Source organism: Chlamydiota bacterium (genome assembly GCA_016178055.1).
Classification (GTDB): Bacteria; Auribacterota; JACPWU01; order JACPWU01; family JACPWU01; genus JACOUC01.
Genome location: JACOUC010000035.1, coordinates 54886 through 71491 on the forward strand (window position 1 = coordinate 54886; position 16606 = coordinate 71491).

15 protein-coding genes are annotated in these 16606 nt (G+C 40.7%); all 15 read right to left on the reverse strand.

Annotated features, from left to right (window positions below):
* Positions 1–6 precede the first annotated feature (6 nt).
* Complete coding sequence (locus tag HYS07_04755; protein ID MBI1870487.1) at positions 7–1071, reverse strand: hypothetical protein; 1065 nt, start codon at positions 1069–1071, stop codon at positions 7–9.
* On the reverse strand, positions 1059–2378 hold the full coding sequence (locus tag HYS07_04760) for a hypothetical protein (protein ID MBI1870488.1): 1320 nt from the start codon (positions 2376–2378) through the stop codon (positions 1059–1061). The genes HYS07_04755 and HYS07_04760 overlap by 13 nt, the downstream gene beginning before the upstream one ends.
* 13 nt (positions 2379–2391) lie before the next feature.
* Positions 2392–3591 carry a glycosyltransferase family 4 protein gene (locus HYS07_04765; GenBank protein ID MBI1870489.1) on the reverse strand — a complete coding sequence of 400 codons (1200 nt, stop codon included), beginning with the start codon at positions 3589–3591 and terminating at the stop codon, positions 2392–2394.
* Between the two features lies 1 nt (position 3592).
* Entirely contained in the window at positions 3593–4963 is a 1371-nt protein-coding gene (locus HYS07_04770; protein MBI1870490.1) for a hypothetical protein, read from the reverse strand.
* 146 nt (positions 4964–5109) lie between these two features.
* The gene (locus HYS07_04775) at positions 5110–6264 is read right to left on the reverse strand and encodes a glycosyltransferase (GenBank protein MBI1870491.1); all 1155 of its coding nucleotides are present in this window, start codon (positions 6262–6264) and stop codon (positions 5110–5112) included.
* Complete coding sequence (locus tag HYS07_04780; protein MBI1870492.1) at positions 6264–6965, reverse strand: class I SAM-dependent methyltransferase; 702 nt, start codon at positions 6963–6965, stop codon at positions 6264–6266. Before HYS07_04780 ends, HYS07_04775 begins: the two co-directional genes overlap by 1 nt.
* Positions 6952–8166, reverse strand: a complete 1215-nt coding sequence (locus HYS07_04785) for a glycosyltransferase family 4 protein (GenBank protein ID MBI1870493.1) — start codon at positions 8164–8166, stop codon at positions 6952–6954. The genes HYS07_04780 and HYS07_04785 overlap by 14 nt, the downstream gene beginning before the upstream one ends.
* On the reverse strand, positions 8163–9287 hold the full coding sequence (locus tag HYS07_04790; GenBank protein MBI1870494.1) for an SGNH/GDSL hydrolase family protein: 1125 nt from the start codon (positions 9285–9287) through the stop codon (positions 8163–8165). The genes HYS07_04785 and HYS07_04790 overlap by 4 nt, the downstream gene beginning before the upstream one ends.
* 12 nt (positions 9288–9299) lie before the next feature.
* A complete protein-coding gene (locus tag HYS07_04795; protein ID MBI1870495.1) occupies positions 9300–10298 on the reverse strand; it encodes a GDP-mannose 4,6-dehydratase in 999 nt (332 codons plus the stop codon).
* A 213-nt stretch (positions 10299–10511) separates the two neighbouring features.
* Positions 10512–11486, reverse strand: coding sequence for a class I SAM-dependent methyltransferase (locus tag HYS07_04800; protein ID MBI1870496.1), 975 nt, complete (start codon positions 11484–11486; stop codon positions 10512–10514).
* Positions 11483–12781, reverse strand: coding sequence for a hypothetical protein (locus tag HYS07_04805; protein ID MBI1870497.1), 1299 nt, complete (start codon positions 12779–12781; stop codon positions 11483–11485). Before HYS07_04805 ends, HYS07_04800 begins: the two co-directional genes overlap by 4 nt.
* Positions 12781–14010, reverse strand: coding sequence for a glycosyltransferase (locus HYS07_04810; GenBank protein MBI1870498.1), 1230 nt, complete (start codon positions 14008–14010; stop codon positions 12781–12783). The genes HYS07_04805 and HYS07_04810 overlap by 1 nt, the downstream gene beginning before the upstream one ends.
* Positions 14011–14050: 40 nt before the next feature.
* On the reverse strand, positions 14051–15190 hold the full coding sequence (locus HYS07_04815; protein ID MBI1870499.1) for an SGNH/GDSL hydrolase family protein: 1140 nt from the start codon (positions 15188–15190) through the stop codon (positions 14051–14053).
* Positions 15187–16143: a glycosyltransferase gene (locus HYS07_04820; GenBank protein ID MBI1870500.1), complete on the reverse strand. Its 957-nt coding sequence runs from the start codon at positions 16141–16143 to the stop codon at positions 15187–15189. The genes HYS07_04815 and HYS07_04820 overlap by 4 nt, the downstream gene beginning before the upstream one ends.
* Positions 16144–16152: 9 nt before the next feature.
* Positions 16153–16602 carry a dTDP-4-dehydrorhamnose 3,5-epimerase family protein gene (locus tag HYS07_04825; protein ID MBI1870501.1) on the reverse strand — a complete coding sequence of 150 codons (450 nt, stop codon included), beginning with the start codon at positions 16600–16602 and terminating at the stop codon, positions 16153–16155.
* Positions 16603–16606: the final 4 nt, after the last annotated feature.

Below are 16606 nucleotides of genomic sequence, written 5' to 3' on the forward strand. Positions count from 1 at the left end.
ATTCCTCTATCCTTTTAAAAAACCTACCTCAACCTTTTCATGTTTATTTTCTAAACGCTGCCCAACCTCTACAGGATTTTCTAAAAAGCATTTGATTCGAGATTTCATACTTGCAGAAAAAACATGTCCATGATTTTTGAGAACCTCGAGATGCAAACCCTTTCGATTCACCTTCTCCAAAACCAGACGACGCGTACGATCTAAACAGCCTGCATCGCGATCTCCATGAATGATGAGCAAAGGATGTTTCTGAAGAATAACTTTCTCAACGATATTTTCAAGATCAAAATAATGCAGGCTGTTCAGGGGATAGAAAAAATAACCATGTAATCTCGTTTTGCCTTCCTCTAAAAGATCTTTGATGGCTGCACAGGAACCCGCTGAAACTACCTTGGTAATGCTAGGCTCTAATAAAGGAGCAAGATATGAAAAACATCCCCCCATACTCCAACCGATCACATGTACATCCAACAAACCTACATAACGACGCAAATGTGACAAAGCGAATTGAAGCTCCGCTACAAATTCCCGCCACAAGGATGTTCCTAAGTTTGGCAAAATACGGCTGTATTCTCGCTCTGCAGAATACACAGATTTAAGTTTTAAATAAAGCCCTTTTTCTAAACGAGGTCCTTGAAGAGGCCAATCCCAACAAGCAAGCCCCATTTGGAGAGATTGTGCAATCCCGCTTATATTCTGAAAATGATCCTCTCGCTCCAAGACATCCGCTGCATCCATCCGATATCCTGGCAAAAAAACAATCAACGCCCGGTCTCGAGAGTCCAGTTTAACACGCAAACACCCTTTTGAAAAAAGGCTATTCGAATATAACAAGCGTCCCTCCCCTGAAGAAGAATCTTGATGCCAATCCTTTTCAATTTTTATCTTCCCAATCGCCCTATAGTCTTTAAGATATTGGTCAAATCCACCCCGGTTCTTTTCTTTCATGCAATGATCTGAAAACTGTTGAAGAAATTTAAAGATAGATTCGTTGTGAAGAACTCGAGAGATTTGCCGTGTTTCTTGAAAGACCTCCCAGACTTTTTTGAATTTTTCAATTACTTGAGGCACATCAAGCCCTCCTTACCTGCCAATGTTTTCAGCAAACTTTTTGCCTGAAGAATCTCCACACAATCTACATCTACACCTTTATAATCTTTTCCCAGCTCTTTCATGAAATAACGTTTCACTTCGTTCAAATCAAGAATGCGATCAGCGACAAGATGAATTCGAATTCGACAAGAATTTAATTGCTCAAACTGAATCGAAAAAATATGGGGATAAGCCTTTAGAATGTGAACAACCAAAATCCCACTCAATTCCAGATAAGATCTTTGAATCGTTCCAATCTTGAGAGCTTCAGACTTGCGTCCTTGAATAGAAGATATTTCCAAAACGCTCGATTCATGCATGCGTTTAACTGTTACCACATCATTTGTATCATAGTTGATCAGTGGAAAGAACCGATTGGAGAGGGTCGAAACCAAAAACACTCCATCTTCCCCGATCCTTGCAAGAAAAGAATCCCAAAAAATTTTAATGGCCCATGTTTCACGATAAGAATATCCAATCACCCCTGTCTCTGCCATCCCATACTCAACAACGACCGGAACGGAAAAAACTTTTCTTAATAATGCAACATCGTTCTGTGTGACAGTTTCGGAAGTTACAATCACGGCTTTTAATCTATTTTTTTCTCCCTGATCTAACTGATTTTCCTCTATATACTTCGCAAGCTTGTAAACACATGAAGTATAGCCAAGAATAAAAGCAGGATTGCTGCGACGATAAACCTCATAATATTTTTTGAGAGTATCCACCGTCATATCGTAGGCATTGAGTCGATGTGCATTCAAAAAAAAATCAGATAATTTACGCTTATAATTTTTTAGATGCCCTTTTATCCCGCTTCCAAACAAATGAGAATGCCCCCAAAAAAGGAGAGAAACATCCAAGGGTTGAATCCCCCACCAAGATCTTCCCGTGTAAAGATCTGCATAAGTAAGAAGCGCATCTTGGGGATCTGATGGAAATTTTGTAGGATTCCCCGTGCTCCCCCCTGTGCTGACCCATTTTTTGATTCTTCCCTGTTGAAAAATCCTATCTTGATTTTCTTGAATCACCTTTTTGGTCAAGACAGGGAAACCCTTCAAATCCGAAATTTGATCAATCCGTTCAGGCAAATGATGAAACTCCTTCCACCCCTGATAAAAGGGAAGGGTTCGATAACAATACCCCCAGATTTGGTTGAAACGTTCCATCTGACGCTTCACAATCATGTCAGGATTCGTGATTTCAGGATAACGATTCTTTACCTCTGTTAAATATTTCAAACGATTTTGAAATAATGCTCGTTTTATAACTGAACTCAATCTCATCCATTCCTCTAAGTTAGTGAAACATGTTTTCCCAAACAAGATCAAGAGCCTCTTTAATGCGATTTTGATAATGTCCTGTTGTAAAATTCTCATGAAGTCTCTTGAAGCCATTTTTCCCAAAAGTATCAGCTAGATTGCTATCTTTTAAAAGATGTCTTAAGGATTCTAAAAGTTCATTAGAATCATTAGGATTCTTAATAAGAAACCCCGTCTTGCCATGAATAATAATGTCCTCAGCTCCTTGATCAAAACAGCCCACACAGGCCTTGCCATAATTCATCGCCTCCAGATAAGCCAATCCAAATCCCTCTTGAAGACTTGGCATTACATAAGCGTAACAATGTTGATAAAATTTTCCCAACATCTCTAGTGAAACTTGTCCTGGAAAAAAAACGGATGAAGCAACGTTTTTTGACCTTGCAAGTTGTTTTAAATGTGCCACATCATCACCTGTCCCAGGAAAGACAAGTTTCACATCTGAAAATTCTTCGAGGAGCCTTGGAAGAATGTTCATTAAGAAGCGATGCCCCTTCTGCCCCTCTTCGGATCCTTTTCGAGGTGTGATCATACGTCCCACCAGTAAAAGAAATTTTTGACCCATAGGGTAAATCTTTCCATCTACAGCCTCTAGAGAGATAGAATCGCCCGACGGATGAGGAATCACTTCATTCATGGGAAAATCAGGAGAAAGACCCAAAGGACAGGCTCTTCCTTTAAACCGAGCAATTCTTTGCCGCATTTTAGCAAGGGTATAATCAGAGTTTGTAAAAACCATTGAAGCACAGCGAAAAGACCAAGAGTTCATCATTCTCAGCCGCTTCCAACTTTCAGAACCATGAGCAAAAATGACAGTTTTAATTAAACCGGTAAACGCCAGAGGCAACAAAGGAAGAGCTAAACCTACATGATCAAAGCAAATGACAGAGTTGCAAGAGATTGTCGAAAGCAGGCTTTTCGTAAATGCCCACTTATTTCCATCAAAAGATTTAAACACAACCTCTTCTTTTAAAAAAAGAGGACGGTGACACTCTTTTTCTAAAAGACTCAATACCACAAATCGAAGTCCTTGAGCTTTACAGAATTTAACCAAGGCGTGCAATACATTGAGATTTGCTTTTGCGATACCTCCAGATAAACCCTCGGCACCTGTCATCGCAAAAACCAAGCCTGTATTTTTTTCTCTCTTGGGAAAGACGGAAAACAGAAGTGGCACTCTATGGTTCTAGCCCTTGGGAAAGAGCATGTTTCACTCTTGAACCAACAGAATTCAATCTTAGCAAACGATGAAACCAAGACCCTAAAAAAAGCAATAAAGTTCCGTAGGTTAAAAACACAAGTCCCAATCCTCCCAAGAGATACGCAATCTCACCTTCATAACTGGCAAAAGGCTGAAGATAGGCTGTAATAACAGCTGCACAAGCAAATCGATGTGAAGGAGAAAAAACAAAAAAAAGACGATAGGTCAGACCTATTAACAACCCCCAAAAAAACAGAGGAATAAACATTCCGATTTTACCATAATCAACATAAAATTCTGCCATATAAGTTAACCCAATCGATGTTCCACTTTCCTCACCAGCCACCCAGTAACCGGTATATTTTATTACCAACGATGAATTCGAACCCAAGCCAGGTTTATCAGGAAAGAGAAATCTTGGTTTTAATGCATGCTCAATTGCTCGCCATGTAAGACGACCCTGTTCATGAGAAATTACTTTTGGGACATAATCAAGGACTTGGGTAAAAACATATACTCCGGACATTCGCTCAATCAGAGATAGATAGTCTCCTTGAAAATCAAATTGTAATGTACCTTCTTTGACCAATCCTCCCAAAATACCCATTTTTTCAATAGGTTTTACGTGTTCCACTTCCATGCTTAAAGAGCGTCTCCAACTACCTTTAACCCCTCCACCCTGCCAGATAAGACCCAGGGTACATAAAATAACCGCCGCGCCTACAGCCCCTGTAAGTATTTTTTTATTTCTCATCCTCATGATAGGAGTTTTTAGCCAAGGCTTCCATTCTGAGATAAAAACCAAAAAAAGCATAAAAAACAAAGTACTCCAAGCTGATAATAGGGAGCCGGCAGCCGTTGGAAGAAAGAAGAAACTTGCCGCACCTATCCCATAAATATAGCCCTTTCCTTGAGATGCAATTTCAAGAAATAGCAAAACCAAAAAAACACTTCTAAAAGAAAGCATTTGGTCAAAAAGTTGGGTAAGTCCAAAAAATCTGTACGGATTGATCTCAATGAACCAATTTATCACATATAAGAGAATGATAATCCAAAAGATATACTTAATATTATAAGGTTCACTATTCTCCCTTCTGAGGCTGGATTTTCTTGACAGGGTTCTCATTGCTTTAAAAGCCAATCTGATTCCCACCGTCATAACTAAAAAACCTAGCATAGATAAAAATACTGCGCCTTCTACATCCCCAGGATTACTTGCCAAAAATCTTCCCGTGATCAAATAATAGATATACCCTATCATCACGAATAACCACTGATAACCAATACAAAAAGCGAGTACGGGAGACTCATCTTTCTTCCATAAAGCACCTGAACAAAGAAAAAGCATAAAGAAGGAAAACCCCAGGAGGGGGGACCAGAAAAAAACAGCCATCAGCAAACCAATACACAAGCCCCATAGGACAAAAGGCCGCAGGAGAGGATAATCATTTTCCCTCTGTAGATTTCTTTGACTTGATAATAATAAACTTGAATTCATGAAGAAAGAATAGCCCTTTCTACCAAAAGAGCATTCGAAATAATATCAAATTTTTCCTCAGCATATCTTCGGCCTCCTAACCCCATTTTAATTCTTAGAACAGGATCTTTAATGAGTCGAAGAATAGTTTGAGCTATCTGTGAAGGACTTTTTTTTTCAACTAAGAACCCCGTTTGGCCTTCTTCCACTAACTCTATACTCCCCCCAACCCTCGTAGCAATCACGGGCACCTTGTAAGACATTGCTTCTACAATCACATTGGGAGCTGGATCTTCATGTCGAGAGGGTACTACAACCATATCAATACTTTCATAAACACTCTCAACATCTAACATCCTACCCGTGAAAACAATTGAATGCGTCAATCCTAAAGCTTGCACAGACTCGCGCAATTTTCTCTCAAAATCCTTAAAAAGCGCTGTTGCATCCCCCACAATAACAAAGCGGCAGTTGTTCTGTCGATGTAAAACTTCCGTAGCAGCCTCAATAAAATCTTCTATCCCTTTATTGGGGGATAACTGCCCAAGAAAAGCGACAAGGATGTCGTTTGTCGAAAAACCAAATCTATCTCTGAAATTCATTCTGGAAAATTTTTCGGGACTTTGTAAAACCTTCCCATTATATACAACTTTTATTTTCTCTTCACGAACGCCTATCCCTACAAATCCTCTCTTGACAGCCTCAGAATTGGCTATCACATGACTTGATAGTTTATTCACAAATTGTCCCAACATACGATATGGAAAATTTTTTTTTGGAATATCTCCCATGTAAAATACGATTTTTACCTTCCAAAAAAACTCCAACAAAATAGCGGGTAGAAACGCACTTGTGAAAGAGGATAGGCATAAGAACACAATCGATCGACATTTTTTTCCCAAACATATCCGGATAATTCTATACCAGAGCAAAGGCAAATGAGCGAATGCGACCAATGTCCACAAAGGCTTTGCACGACCTAAATATCCAAAGGGGGCATCAAAAGATTCTTGTTCTTCAGATTTCAGCAAAAGACTGACACTTCCATCCTCCCATTTTGAAACCGCATAAAAGGGTTTAATTCTTGGCATATGCTTAAAAGTAAAAATGGCGCGTCTCTCCTTACCATAGGCATAAGCCCCCAATCCCAGAACCAAAACATTTTCCTTCATCAGACCCGAGGTCCTTTGCAAACAGCGATCATTTGGTAAAACTTCTTCGGGTCATCTCCCTCACCAGAATACGGATTATAAAAATATCTTGAGAAAACTTTCATCAATTTCCAACCGATTTTTGTTTCGTAAAGGCGATACCATCCGACAGGGCAAAAATGATGGATCTTGACCGATTCAAAATAGTTCGTTAATAAAGCATTTAGTTCTGGCGGTTGATATTCTTTCACATGTCGTGAATCCCATTTACGGTCTGGGCGATATTGAGGAGTCGTTAAAAGCAGTGTTCCCTCTGCCTTTAAAACACGTCCCAACTCCTGAAGACAAAGATCTGTATTGTCTAAGTGTTCAATCACATCTGAGAGTAAAATAATGTCAAAAGAACGTTTTCCAAACGGCAATTGATAACAACTTCCACGAAGTACAAAACAATGAGAATGAGACCCCAACTTTTTAGCAGCCAAAGCCGCTCCTTCTTTTTCGAATTCAATACCAATCACTCTAGCAGCAAAGCGACTTGCCTGAGCTAAAAGATAGCCGTCCCCGCAGCCTACATCCAATATGCGATTCAAACCCGAAGGAATTCTTTTTAATATAGCTCCGTACCTGGCTTCCAAAGGAGGATTGTAGTTCTTTGAATTTCGATTGCATTCCCTCCAATGATAGTCCCCCATCATTTCATATTTATTAAAGGGGTTCATAAACTTTCCTCGAAAGACAAATGGTCTCCAAAACTTCTTTAAGAGCCTTTGTTGCGGCATCCATTGAGTAATCTGTTATTTTTTGAAGCAGGGATTTTTGAATAAATTGAGAATCGGTCTGCCACGCTTCTTTAATCTCTAAAATCTTACGAGCCAAAACTTCAATCTGACCTAACGGAAAAGTATACCCCGTTTTTCCTTCTTCAATAAGATCAGGCGCACAACCTACTCGATCACTTACGATTGCAGGAATCCCACAAGCAAAGGCTTCATTAACGACAAGCCCCCACGTCTCACCTCCATCCGAGGGAAGCACAAGCACATTGGCCGCTCGGTAAAAAAATGGCATTTCACTTTGATTTTGAAATCCTGCGAAACGGATCTGGTCCGCACAAGGACTGGCCAACTGCTCAAGTGAATCACGCAAAGGGCCATCTCCCACAAGAAGGGCAAATATGTCACGACCTTCAGGACGAGACATAACGCTAAGGCATGCTCGAATAAAATCCGACGCACGTTTCTTAGAAATCATTTTTCCAACAAAAAGACAAACAAAGGCATTTTCTGGAACTTTAAAGCGTTTTCTAATATCTGCCGTTTTAGCTTCCTTTTCTACTCGAAGAGCCGCTTCTCTAAAATAGGCATTATCCACAAAATGAGGCACAAAAAAGAGTTTTTCTTTAGGAACTCCATAATGCGTGAGATATTCTCGATTTCGCTGACCTACATAAAGATGCGCCGATAAACGAGGGAGAAAAAATCTATAAGGAAAATATTTTGTTACTCTCAGTAACATCGAACGATATTCTCCTAGATGAGAATCCCCTCGCATCAGAACAGGGACACCTTTTTTCCAACATGCTAAAATTGTCTGGATGGAACTCTTCCGATTCCAGCCAAATATCAGAAATGCATCGAACTTTTCTCTTCTTACAATATCAAAAATCTCAGGCGTATCACATCCCGAAAAAGAACGAAGAGTCGGCCGACGAGAGACATTCTTCAGCCAACGATAAGGATATCCTTCAAGAAGAGGGACATCCCAGTCAAACTCAACTCCAAAACCTGCTTGTGCTTGTCCCTTTCCATCCTGTCGATGTGCATAAAAAACCTCAATATCCATCCTCTTGGCGAGATGCCAAAACCAGGGTACATAATACTGAATGGGATGGGAAACCAGAATACCCAGACGGTAATTCATGAGACACGATGAACAAGAGATGACAAAACATCACCCACCAATCGAGCTACTATTTCATTCGCTCCTGGAGTCCAGTGTCCACTGTATTTATAATAAATATCTTTCTCTTCAGACTTTAAAAACCTTGCAATTGAAGGGGTTGTTCCATCAACATATAAAATCCCGGCCGTTTTTAAGGACTCCATTTGACGTTGATAAGAGGCCGTCATATCTCCCGAAAATACAACTACAAATTGGGCATTTGTAGATCGCACCTCCGCTGCTAAGCGTTTCACAAGCCTGTCTAAAAGCCTTTCTTGTAAGAATGTTCGCTCATCTAACAGAGAATTTTTATCGGTATAAAAAAAAGCCTGTACAGCCGGAGCGGGACGGTGGGCCCTCGATAAAGTATAAATCCATCTCACCAGATTTGAATTTTTTACCAGCCAATGCAAAATCCTGGAACGTTTCTGAATAGGTTGAGGATAAAATTTTTGATAAGGAGGTGCTATCTGATTAAAAATTCCATTCTCCCAAAAAGTTTTTTTATCTACTGGAACATTTTTCAATATTAATTCATTTTGATCTGTCCATTCAAAATAAGGCTTCTGCCTCCCGTCATTCACAACACTGGCATTATCCACATAGTCATTCTTATAAATCGTTAAGACAACCACATCCGGTTTATATTTACTTGCCAGAGTCTCCCACACCAGCAAGGACTGATCCGTCCCATAGCCTGGGATTCCAAAATTGAGAATATCCCATTGCCCCTGTTGAACAGCCAAAAGATTAGTCAAACGCTCTTCTTCCCGAACAAAACCCCATGCGAATGAATCACCTAAAAATACAATTCTTAATTTTCCACTTGGCTTTTCAAGAACAAATTCTTTATCCCGAAATCCTAAACTGTTGCTTCTGACAGGAATATTTTCAACATCCACGAGATCCATTTGAGTGGAAATATTTGGTTTCATACGCCAACCTAAATTTTCATCATATTGCATCACTTTGAACATGGTGTCCGTATGACGTCCAATCCATATTCCCGATATTCTAAGAAAAATTTCTGCAGTAACAACAAGGAGAAGAAATATCCCGAATACAGTACAAACCATAAATGTTACTTTCTTAAAAAACATAAATTTCATCCCTTAAGCGATGTTTGCATGTAACCCCACCGATTGCTCCCGATGATATTCAATCACTTTTCCAACAATTCCTCTAATGCCAAGTGAGGGTTCATAACCAATAAGATCTTTTACTTTCGTTATATCAGGAACCCGCCTTGGCATATCTTCAAAACCTTCTTCATAGGCCTTGTCGTAAGGAATATGAATAATAGAAGAAGGACTGTCCGTCATTTGCTTTACGAGATGGGCCAAATCATTGATTGAAATCTCTGCACCATTACCTATGTTAAAAATATCTCCAACGGCTTTGGGCTCATTGACAAGACCCACCATTGCGTTAACCACATCCCCTACATAAGTAAAACTACGGGATTGTGTGCCATCACCATAGACCGTGATGGGTTGGCCTGCAATTGCCTGAGTTACAAAAGTGGGTATCACCATGCCATACCTTCCTGTCTGACGAGGACCTGAAGTATTAAAAAGCCTTAAGATGACAACCGGTAATTTTCTTTCTCTCCAATAAGCGAGAGCTAAGAACTCATCAATCGCCTTGGAACAAGCATAACTCCATCTTCCCTTAAAGGTAGGGCCCATCACCAAATCTTGATCTTCTCTAAAAGGAATACGCGTCGATTTTCCGTAAACTTCCGAAGTGGAGGCTACAATCACTTTCTTTTTCTTTTTATCGGCGTGTTTTAGAACAATTTCCGTCCCCTTAACATTTGTCTCAATCGTTTTAACAGGGCTCTCAACGATGCGCTTGACCCCAACAGCAGCAGCCAAGTGATAAACAACATCACACCGGTCAATGAGCTCTGCCAAGAGAGGTTCATTTTCAACCGTATCAATCACATAGTGAAAACCCGATTTGGACTTAAGATGTTCAATATTTAAAATGGTCCCTGTTGAGAGATCATCAATCACATAAACCTGTTCGCCCCTTGACAAAAGCGCTTCGGACAGATGCGACCCAATAAATCCTGCCCCCCCTGTAATTAAAGAACTTCTTGAAATCATTTAAACCCTCCTTTGTTCCGCTCATAAGAAACTTGTCTCAAATTGTCTTTTAAGCATATGCACTTGATTCCCCTAGTAGTCGCCCGATTCATCGGGCAATCCATGCAAGGGGCACACGGCTGCCCCATAAATGGGTCGACTACAAAATTCTTGCTATCTCAAGAGGAATTAAGTGCATATGCCTATTACCTTTTAACCTGTTCCTAAAACACCTTAACAAGCTTCAGCCACCACCGCAAAGGCACCCCCGGTCCTTAAATTCCTAACATGAGGAAGCATTCGCAACAAGGCTGAAAATCCCAAACACGCCAGTAAAGGAGCTCTTAATCGCCTGCTTCGCAATCGATAAATCTGTGCAGCAAGCGAATGGGATTTTTGTGCATCAGCGCAAATTTTTAAATATACATTTCCCTTCACTTTTCTCCAAGAAGAAGGCTCCACCATGATCTTTTGGACAACAAAACCTGCTTCCTTGAGAGCCATCGTTAAACTTTTAGGCGTCCATTTGCAAACGTGATTGGGCGGCATATCTGCACAACCTGTGATGCGTTCCTGACGAATCATGGCATCCCCGTCTGGAACAGTAACAACCAGTTGCCCCCCTGCACACAAAAGCCGACGACAGTCCACTAACATTTTATGAAATTCGGAAACATGTTCAAGCACCTGAAAGAGAGTGATGACCTCAAAAGCCCCTGTCTTCACTTGCATTGCTTCAGAAAGATCACAAAAAACTTTAATACCTATAGTCTCAAGCCGTGACCGATTTACCTCACTTGCTTCTACGCCATAACATTGCCACTCTTTACTTAAATGGGCCAGGAATTTTCCAAAGCCCGCGCCAATGTCCAGAATCGTCCCTCCTTTCCTCAAGAATAACACTTCATGAAGAGCGACATCATAATCCCATCTCCATGCAGGGTAATCCGCCTCCTCGTAAAGAATACTGTAAAAATCCTCATCTCCTCCTACAAACGGATCAGCAAAGGAAAAACCACAATTTCCACATTGTAAAATCCTACACTCTTTTCCATTCCATAACCTACGAATACTTTTTTCTAAACGTCTATTACGATCCGCATCTCTCAGTGCTGAACAAAAATGCGTTGCCGCTTGTGAAGCAGTATATTGATAGAGAATGGAAAAAGAATGGGTATTACATACGGGACATAACATGTCTGATTTCATTTTCGAGATACAACCTTATCAAAAACGTGAGCCAACCAAGCCGTCATTGAGCGGGTTGTATAAGTTTCGAAAGCATCCCAAAGGACAGGAGGTTGATAGCCTTGAGGAAGAGATAATATTGCTTCCAGATGTTCTCGGATTTTTTCGATTTTTCCTTCCGGGGAATCTTGAGAATTAAACGTAACAACATCCCCTGCCCGCGTTTTTTTCAAAATCAAAACTACACTGCTCTCTTCATGAACCACAGCGAGTAAAGGGCGCCTTGCCAGTATACACTGAAAAACTTTTGAAGCTGTATAATGAGGGCGATTAGAGCCGACTAAAAGCAACGCATGCGAATCCAAAAGCAATTGCAAAGCATCCAAATAAGCAATTCTTTGGGGATGCTCATCAACAATATTCTCCAACTCCATTTCACGTGCCAATGGCACTACCTGATGCATATTTTCTGCATTTGCAGCATAAGTCGTTCCTACAAAATGTAATCGGAGACGTTCAAATACTGAGGGTGATTGATCCTTTCCTATTCTTACAGCGGAAAATAATGCTCGTATCGTTGGATACATATCGGGGACACAAGCACCAATGTAGCTAATATGCAAAAGACCATCTTCACAATTAAAAACTTGATTTTTCCGAGGATTTTTACGCAAATAATCAAAATCACCTGCTTCCCCTCCATAAGGCACTTCAGTCGCATCTGAGTCCTTCAACCACGGGTATCGCGCAATAACAAGATCTGTTGTCCCCTTAGATACACCCACAACGTGACCCACCTTTTTCAAAACGATTGGCTCCAAGAAAAGTGAAAACATATAGGAGATCGTACGCTTTAGACGACGCTGTGATTTAGGCAATTTTTTATAAGCATCATTAACCCAGGGATCAATGTAATCAATAACATACGGAATCCCAAACGATTGATAAATCAATCTTCCCAGAACCGCAGGAAGATAGGGAGGAACAGGAATAAAGAGCAAATCTACCTTCTTTTCCCTGCATAACGCCCTGATGATACGCCAGTGATACCATAAACTTCTGATCCCAATATCTCCGATGCCTACTTTTCTTGTTATTCCTGCTGAAAAAGCAGGAGTACGAATAATCTCTAACCCTTTTGGCAACAAGTTCTCGCTTTCAAAATCTACTGACCATTCATAATACTTTGGATCCACTGTTATAACCGTTGGCCGCCAGCCAAATTCTTGCAAATGCTGTGCAAAAAAACGAATACGCAAAGCTGGGGGGTAACCACTGGGTGTAAAATCGGGCCCAATAATAGCAACACGTTTCATCAACCTGCACCACCTTTACCAACCACAAGATCCAGCAATTTGTGTTTTTCACGGTCCCAGCAAAATTGCTTCCGTGCAGCATCCCATGCCGACTGTTGAGCAAGCTTTAAAGATGCCCGATTCTCTTTCCAAAAACGAAGCTTCCCCGCGAGAACCTTCACATTCCCAGCAAGATAAAGAAAACCTGCAGCGGGGATTTTATTCAAGATCTCTTTTTGCCCGGGCGTATCCGTAGCGGCAATGGCTAAACCTGACAATAGATAACCGAAGATTTTATTGCTTACAGTAGAAGAAGTATTCAAGTTTTGGGGTTGTTCTAGAGCCAATCCAACATCATACTCCCCCATTTTTTTAAACAAATCCTCCTGACTTAGAAGTGGCAAAAACTTTAAGGCCTTTTCTACTCTGTGCTGTCTCGCAAGTCCGGCAAGATGCAAACGATAAGAATCACTCACACGACCCTGCAAGAAAAGTTCAACCCCATTTCCCAAATGCCCGATGGCCTCTACGGCTTCTTCAAGTCCTCTCCCGGGTCCCAGCGTTTGTCCAAACCAATATAACTTGAATTCATGCCTGGGTTTTCGCTCATGAGGAGGCAACAGATCCTTGACTAAATTTAGAGAAAAAACATTATAGAGCACGATAGGCGTTTTAATTCCATAAACATCTACTAACCGTCGCCCGATCGTTTCAGAAGGAACTGAAATATAATCACACCGGTTGAGATACCGACGTTCAATCCACCGGACCATTTCTGAAGGATCTGTTCCTCTTTCTGCTAGCAAGTCTTCGAAATCAAAACCCAATCGAGCATTCCATCGCCGGCATGCTGCTGCAGCCACAGGCAATGCTGCTTGTGTATGAGCAATATACCAGTCCGCTGGTTCTGAAAGAGCCCATTTCTTCAACTTTCTCATCCCTTTTACATAACCTCGAAGAATCACTGCTTCATTTTTAAAACCAAAGTTAAACATCCTTTCAGAAATCTTTTTCGATACACTCGTTATCAGCCAACTGATTTTGGAAGTCCCTCGGCGACGAAGATCAACCGCTTTCGAAATCCATTTCCTATTTGAGGTGAGAAGACGATCATATTCATAAAACTCTTCATCCGTCTGTATCCATAATACGCGCACATCATGACCTGCCTCAAAATAGGAATCTGCCTCCCGAAGAGTTCGAGGTTGAAATGAGACATGATACGGGGTGATGAGACAAATGCGGGCCATTCAAAGAGCAACTTCAGAATTCATTGATTTTTCTTCTTTTTCATTTCAGGCTGCGTTTCTCGAGCAAATAATGAGAGAGGGCTTCAGCAATCAAACGATTTCCTTCGGCATTTAAATGAATGTCATTCTGATAAATCATTTTAGAAGGTCTCCTTTGAGAAACAATCGAAGGATAGAGATCGAGACAGGAAAGATGTTTCATATCATCAATCAAAGCACGTCTAAGAGGATAGATGGCCATTTCAAAGTCAGATCGATCTGGAATGACAACCACCAAAAAATCACCCCCATTTTCCCTGACATACGATCTCAATTCTTCTAGCAAAAGCTTCGTCATCCTCCACTCCAACGACTGAGGATTGATCCGCGGGTCACCAGCCAACCCAAATTTTACCGCCACACGGTAGAGAAAAGGATTACCTCTCATAGCATTTGTGAACTTTTGAAAAGCATAGGAGTATCTCAAAAGCCAATTCTTAAATGTTAATTTCTTCCCTTTCTTCTTCTCTTTTAAAGAGGCATGAACCATTTCTTTTTGTTTGGTCCAATCTGTTTGAGGCACGGGTACATTTGTTAAAGTAAGTTTTCCTTCCTCTCCTACAACAAATTGAGGTTTTGGATAACCATAAACGCGGGACATCGAGTTCTCAAACAAATCATTCCAGTAAAAAGCCACGATCACAAGATCAGGAAGATAGTCAACTCCCAACTTCTGATAGAGCAAAAACTCTTGATCCGTTCCATAACCTGTCATTCCAAGATTTAGAACCTCAACTGAAACCTCATGCTCCTTGAGAAGCTGTTCAAGAACATCGGAAAATCTTTCATCCTGTTCCACGCCTGAACCCCATGTTTGAGAATCGCCAAGAATCAGTATCCTTTTTATTCCCGTTTTCTTTTGAGGACTAAACTCTTTTTCTCTGAAACCTAAGGAGTTCAGAGAAACCCAAACCTTATCATGTTTTCCAATTTGATATCCACTGACAGATGGCTTCCCTTTCCATCCTAAAAGTGGATCGTATTCAAAAAACTGAACCTCCTCTTTTTCCTTAAGTACCGAATGGTTTTCTGAAAAGTCATTTGATTTAAAAGCGTTGATTCGCAAAACAACTTCCAAACCTATGAAGAACAAGATGATCCCGATCCAGATAGAAAAAAAACGATAGATAAAAGACTTCATGATGATCGCAAATGATTTTTCAAATACCGAATACCTTTCAACAAAGGAATGGATAGACAATGAGGGCAAATACTTAACAAAAAGCAATGGAGAAATCCCAATTGAAATGGTTTTAATCTCAAACTTAACAAGATATATTTCCTAGCCTCCTCATTGCGTCCCTGATCCAAAAACCAGCGACAAAAAGCAACGTATTCTCTGACCAACAGTTTGCGTACAAGTTTGTTGTAAGTCTTAGGAGAACCATTTTCTGAAACCTCTTTCACCCAATACTCACGGATTTCAATACTCTCACGATGAAGATATTCACGGCTTCCCGTTAAAGAAAGATTCCCATCGTGACTGCGATATTTATAAAGGGGTTCCTCCACATAATCACAAGGGTATTGATACGCTATTTTCAAAAATAAATCGTATTCTTCAGCAGTTCTAAAATTCTGGAAAGGCCCCACTCGATCATAAACCGCTCGTGGAATCATGGCCCCCACAGGGGGAATAAAACAACTCATTAACAGTTGATCAAATATATTCCCTCTATAAATCTTGTGCTTATGAGAATACCGAAGCAGAATTTCTCCCCTTTCATTGATGGTATACCCATCACTATAAACAAGTCCTAACTTGGAATTGAGATGAAAAAGTTTCAGTTGTTTCTCAAGCTTTTTGGGTACCCATAGATCATCACAATCCAAGAAGGCAAGATATTCGCCCTTTGTTTGGATGATTGCAAGATGACGTGCCTGGCCTAATGGGACATTCACCTCCCCTTTGAAATATCGAAAACGGTCGTTGTAACTTTTTGCAATCTCAGCCGTCCCGTCAGTCGAAGCATTGTCCCAAAAAATAATCTCCCAATCCTTGAAGGTCTGCACATAGACACTTTCAATCGCTTCACGAAGAAAGCGCTCGGCGTTATATGCATTCATGATGACGCTGACCGTAGGTTGTACCATTGTATTTTCTTAGCGGTTCACTAACGCCCAATCGTAGGGAATACGCTTCGAGAAGGGGTCCAAACGTTCCATTTCGGTGGGATCATGGGATTCGGTTGCACAATTGGCTACCACGGCAGGAATAACTCCGATACATTTATATCCATTCCAAACTTTAGGAGGAATTTTGATCAAGGCGTAATTGGATTCCCCTACAAAGAGCTCCATCAACTCGCCACGCGTTGGAGAACCTTCTCGATCATCAAACAAGACCAATTTGATCATTCCAACAATAACGGCATAATTTAAAATCACCCGATGGTGAAAATGCCATCCTTTAATGACTCCAGGATAAGCTGTAGAAAAGTAAATTTCTCCAAATTTTACAAAGTGAGGATCACTCGAACGTAACATATGCATAATTTTTCCGCGTTCATCCGGAATTTGCTTCAAGGGATAAACCCACACGCCTTCGATCATCCAC

Bases quoted from the DNA above. Each gene is read 5' to 3' on its own strand.
- HYS07_04760 (MBI1870488.1), bottom strand. From the start codon at position 2,378: ATGAGATTGAGTTCAGTTATAAAACGAGCATTATTTCAAAATCGTTTG.
- HYS07_04770 (MBI1870490.1), bottom strand. From the start codon at position 4,963: ATGCTTTTTCTTTGTTCAGGTGCTTTATGGAAGAAAGATGAGTCTCCC.
- HYS07_04775 (MBI1870491.1), bottom strand. From the start codon at position 6,264: ATGAAGGAAAATGTTTTGGTTCTGGGATTGGGGGCTTATGCCTATGGT.
- HYS07_04780 (MBI1870492.1), bottom strand. From the start codon at position 6,965: ATGAACCCCTTTAATAAATATGAAATGATGGGGGACTATCATTGGAGG.
- HYS07_04785 (MBI1870493.1), bottom strand. From the start codon at position 8,166: ATGAATTACCGTCTGGGTATTCTGGTTTCCCATCCCATTCAGTATTAT.
- HYS07_04790 (MBI1870494.1), bottom strand. From the start codon at position 9,287: ATGTTTTTTAAGAAAGTAACATTTATGGTTTGTACTGTATTCGGGATA.
- HYS07_04795 (MBI1870495.1), bottom strand. From the start codon at position 10,298: ATGATTTCAAGAAGTTCTTTAATTACAGGGGGGGCAGGATTTATTGGG.
- HYS07_04800 (MBI1870496.1), bottom strand. From the start codon at position 11,486: ATGAAATCAGACATGTTATGTCCCGTATGTAATACCCATTCTTTTTCC.
- HYS07_04805 (MBI1870497.1), bottom strand. From the start codon at position 12,781: ATGAAACGTGTTGCTATTATTGGGCCCGATTTTACACCCAGTGGTTAC.
- HYS07_04810 (MBI1870498.1), bottom strand. From the start codon at position 14,010: ATGGCCCGCATTTGTCTCATCACCCCGTATCATGTCTCATTTCAACCT.
- HYS07_04815 (MBI1870499.1), bottom strand. From the start codon at position 15,190: ATGAAGTCTTTTATCTATCGTTTTTTTTCTATCTGGATCGGGATCATC.
- HYS07_04820 (MBI1870500.1), bottom strand. From the start codon at position 16,143: ATGGTACAACCTACGGTCAGCGTCATCATGAATGCATATAACGCCGAG.
- HYS07_04825 (MBI1870501.1), bottom strand. From the start codon at position 16,602: ATGATCGAAGGCGTGTGGGTTTATCCCTTGAAGCAAATTCCGGATGAA.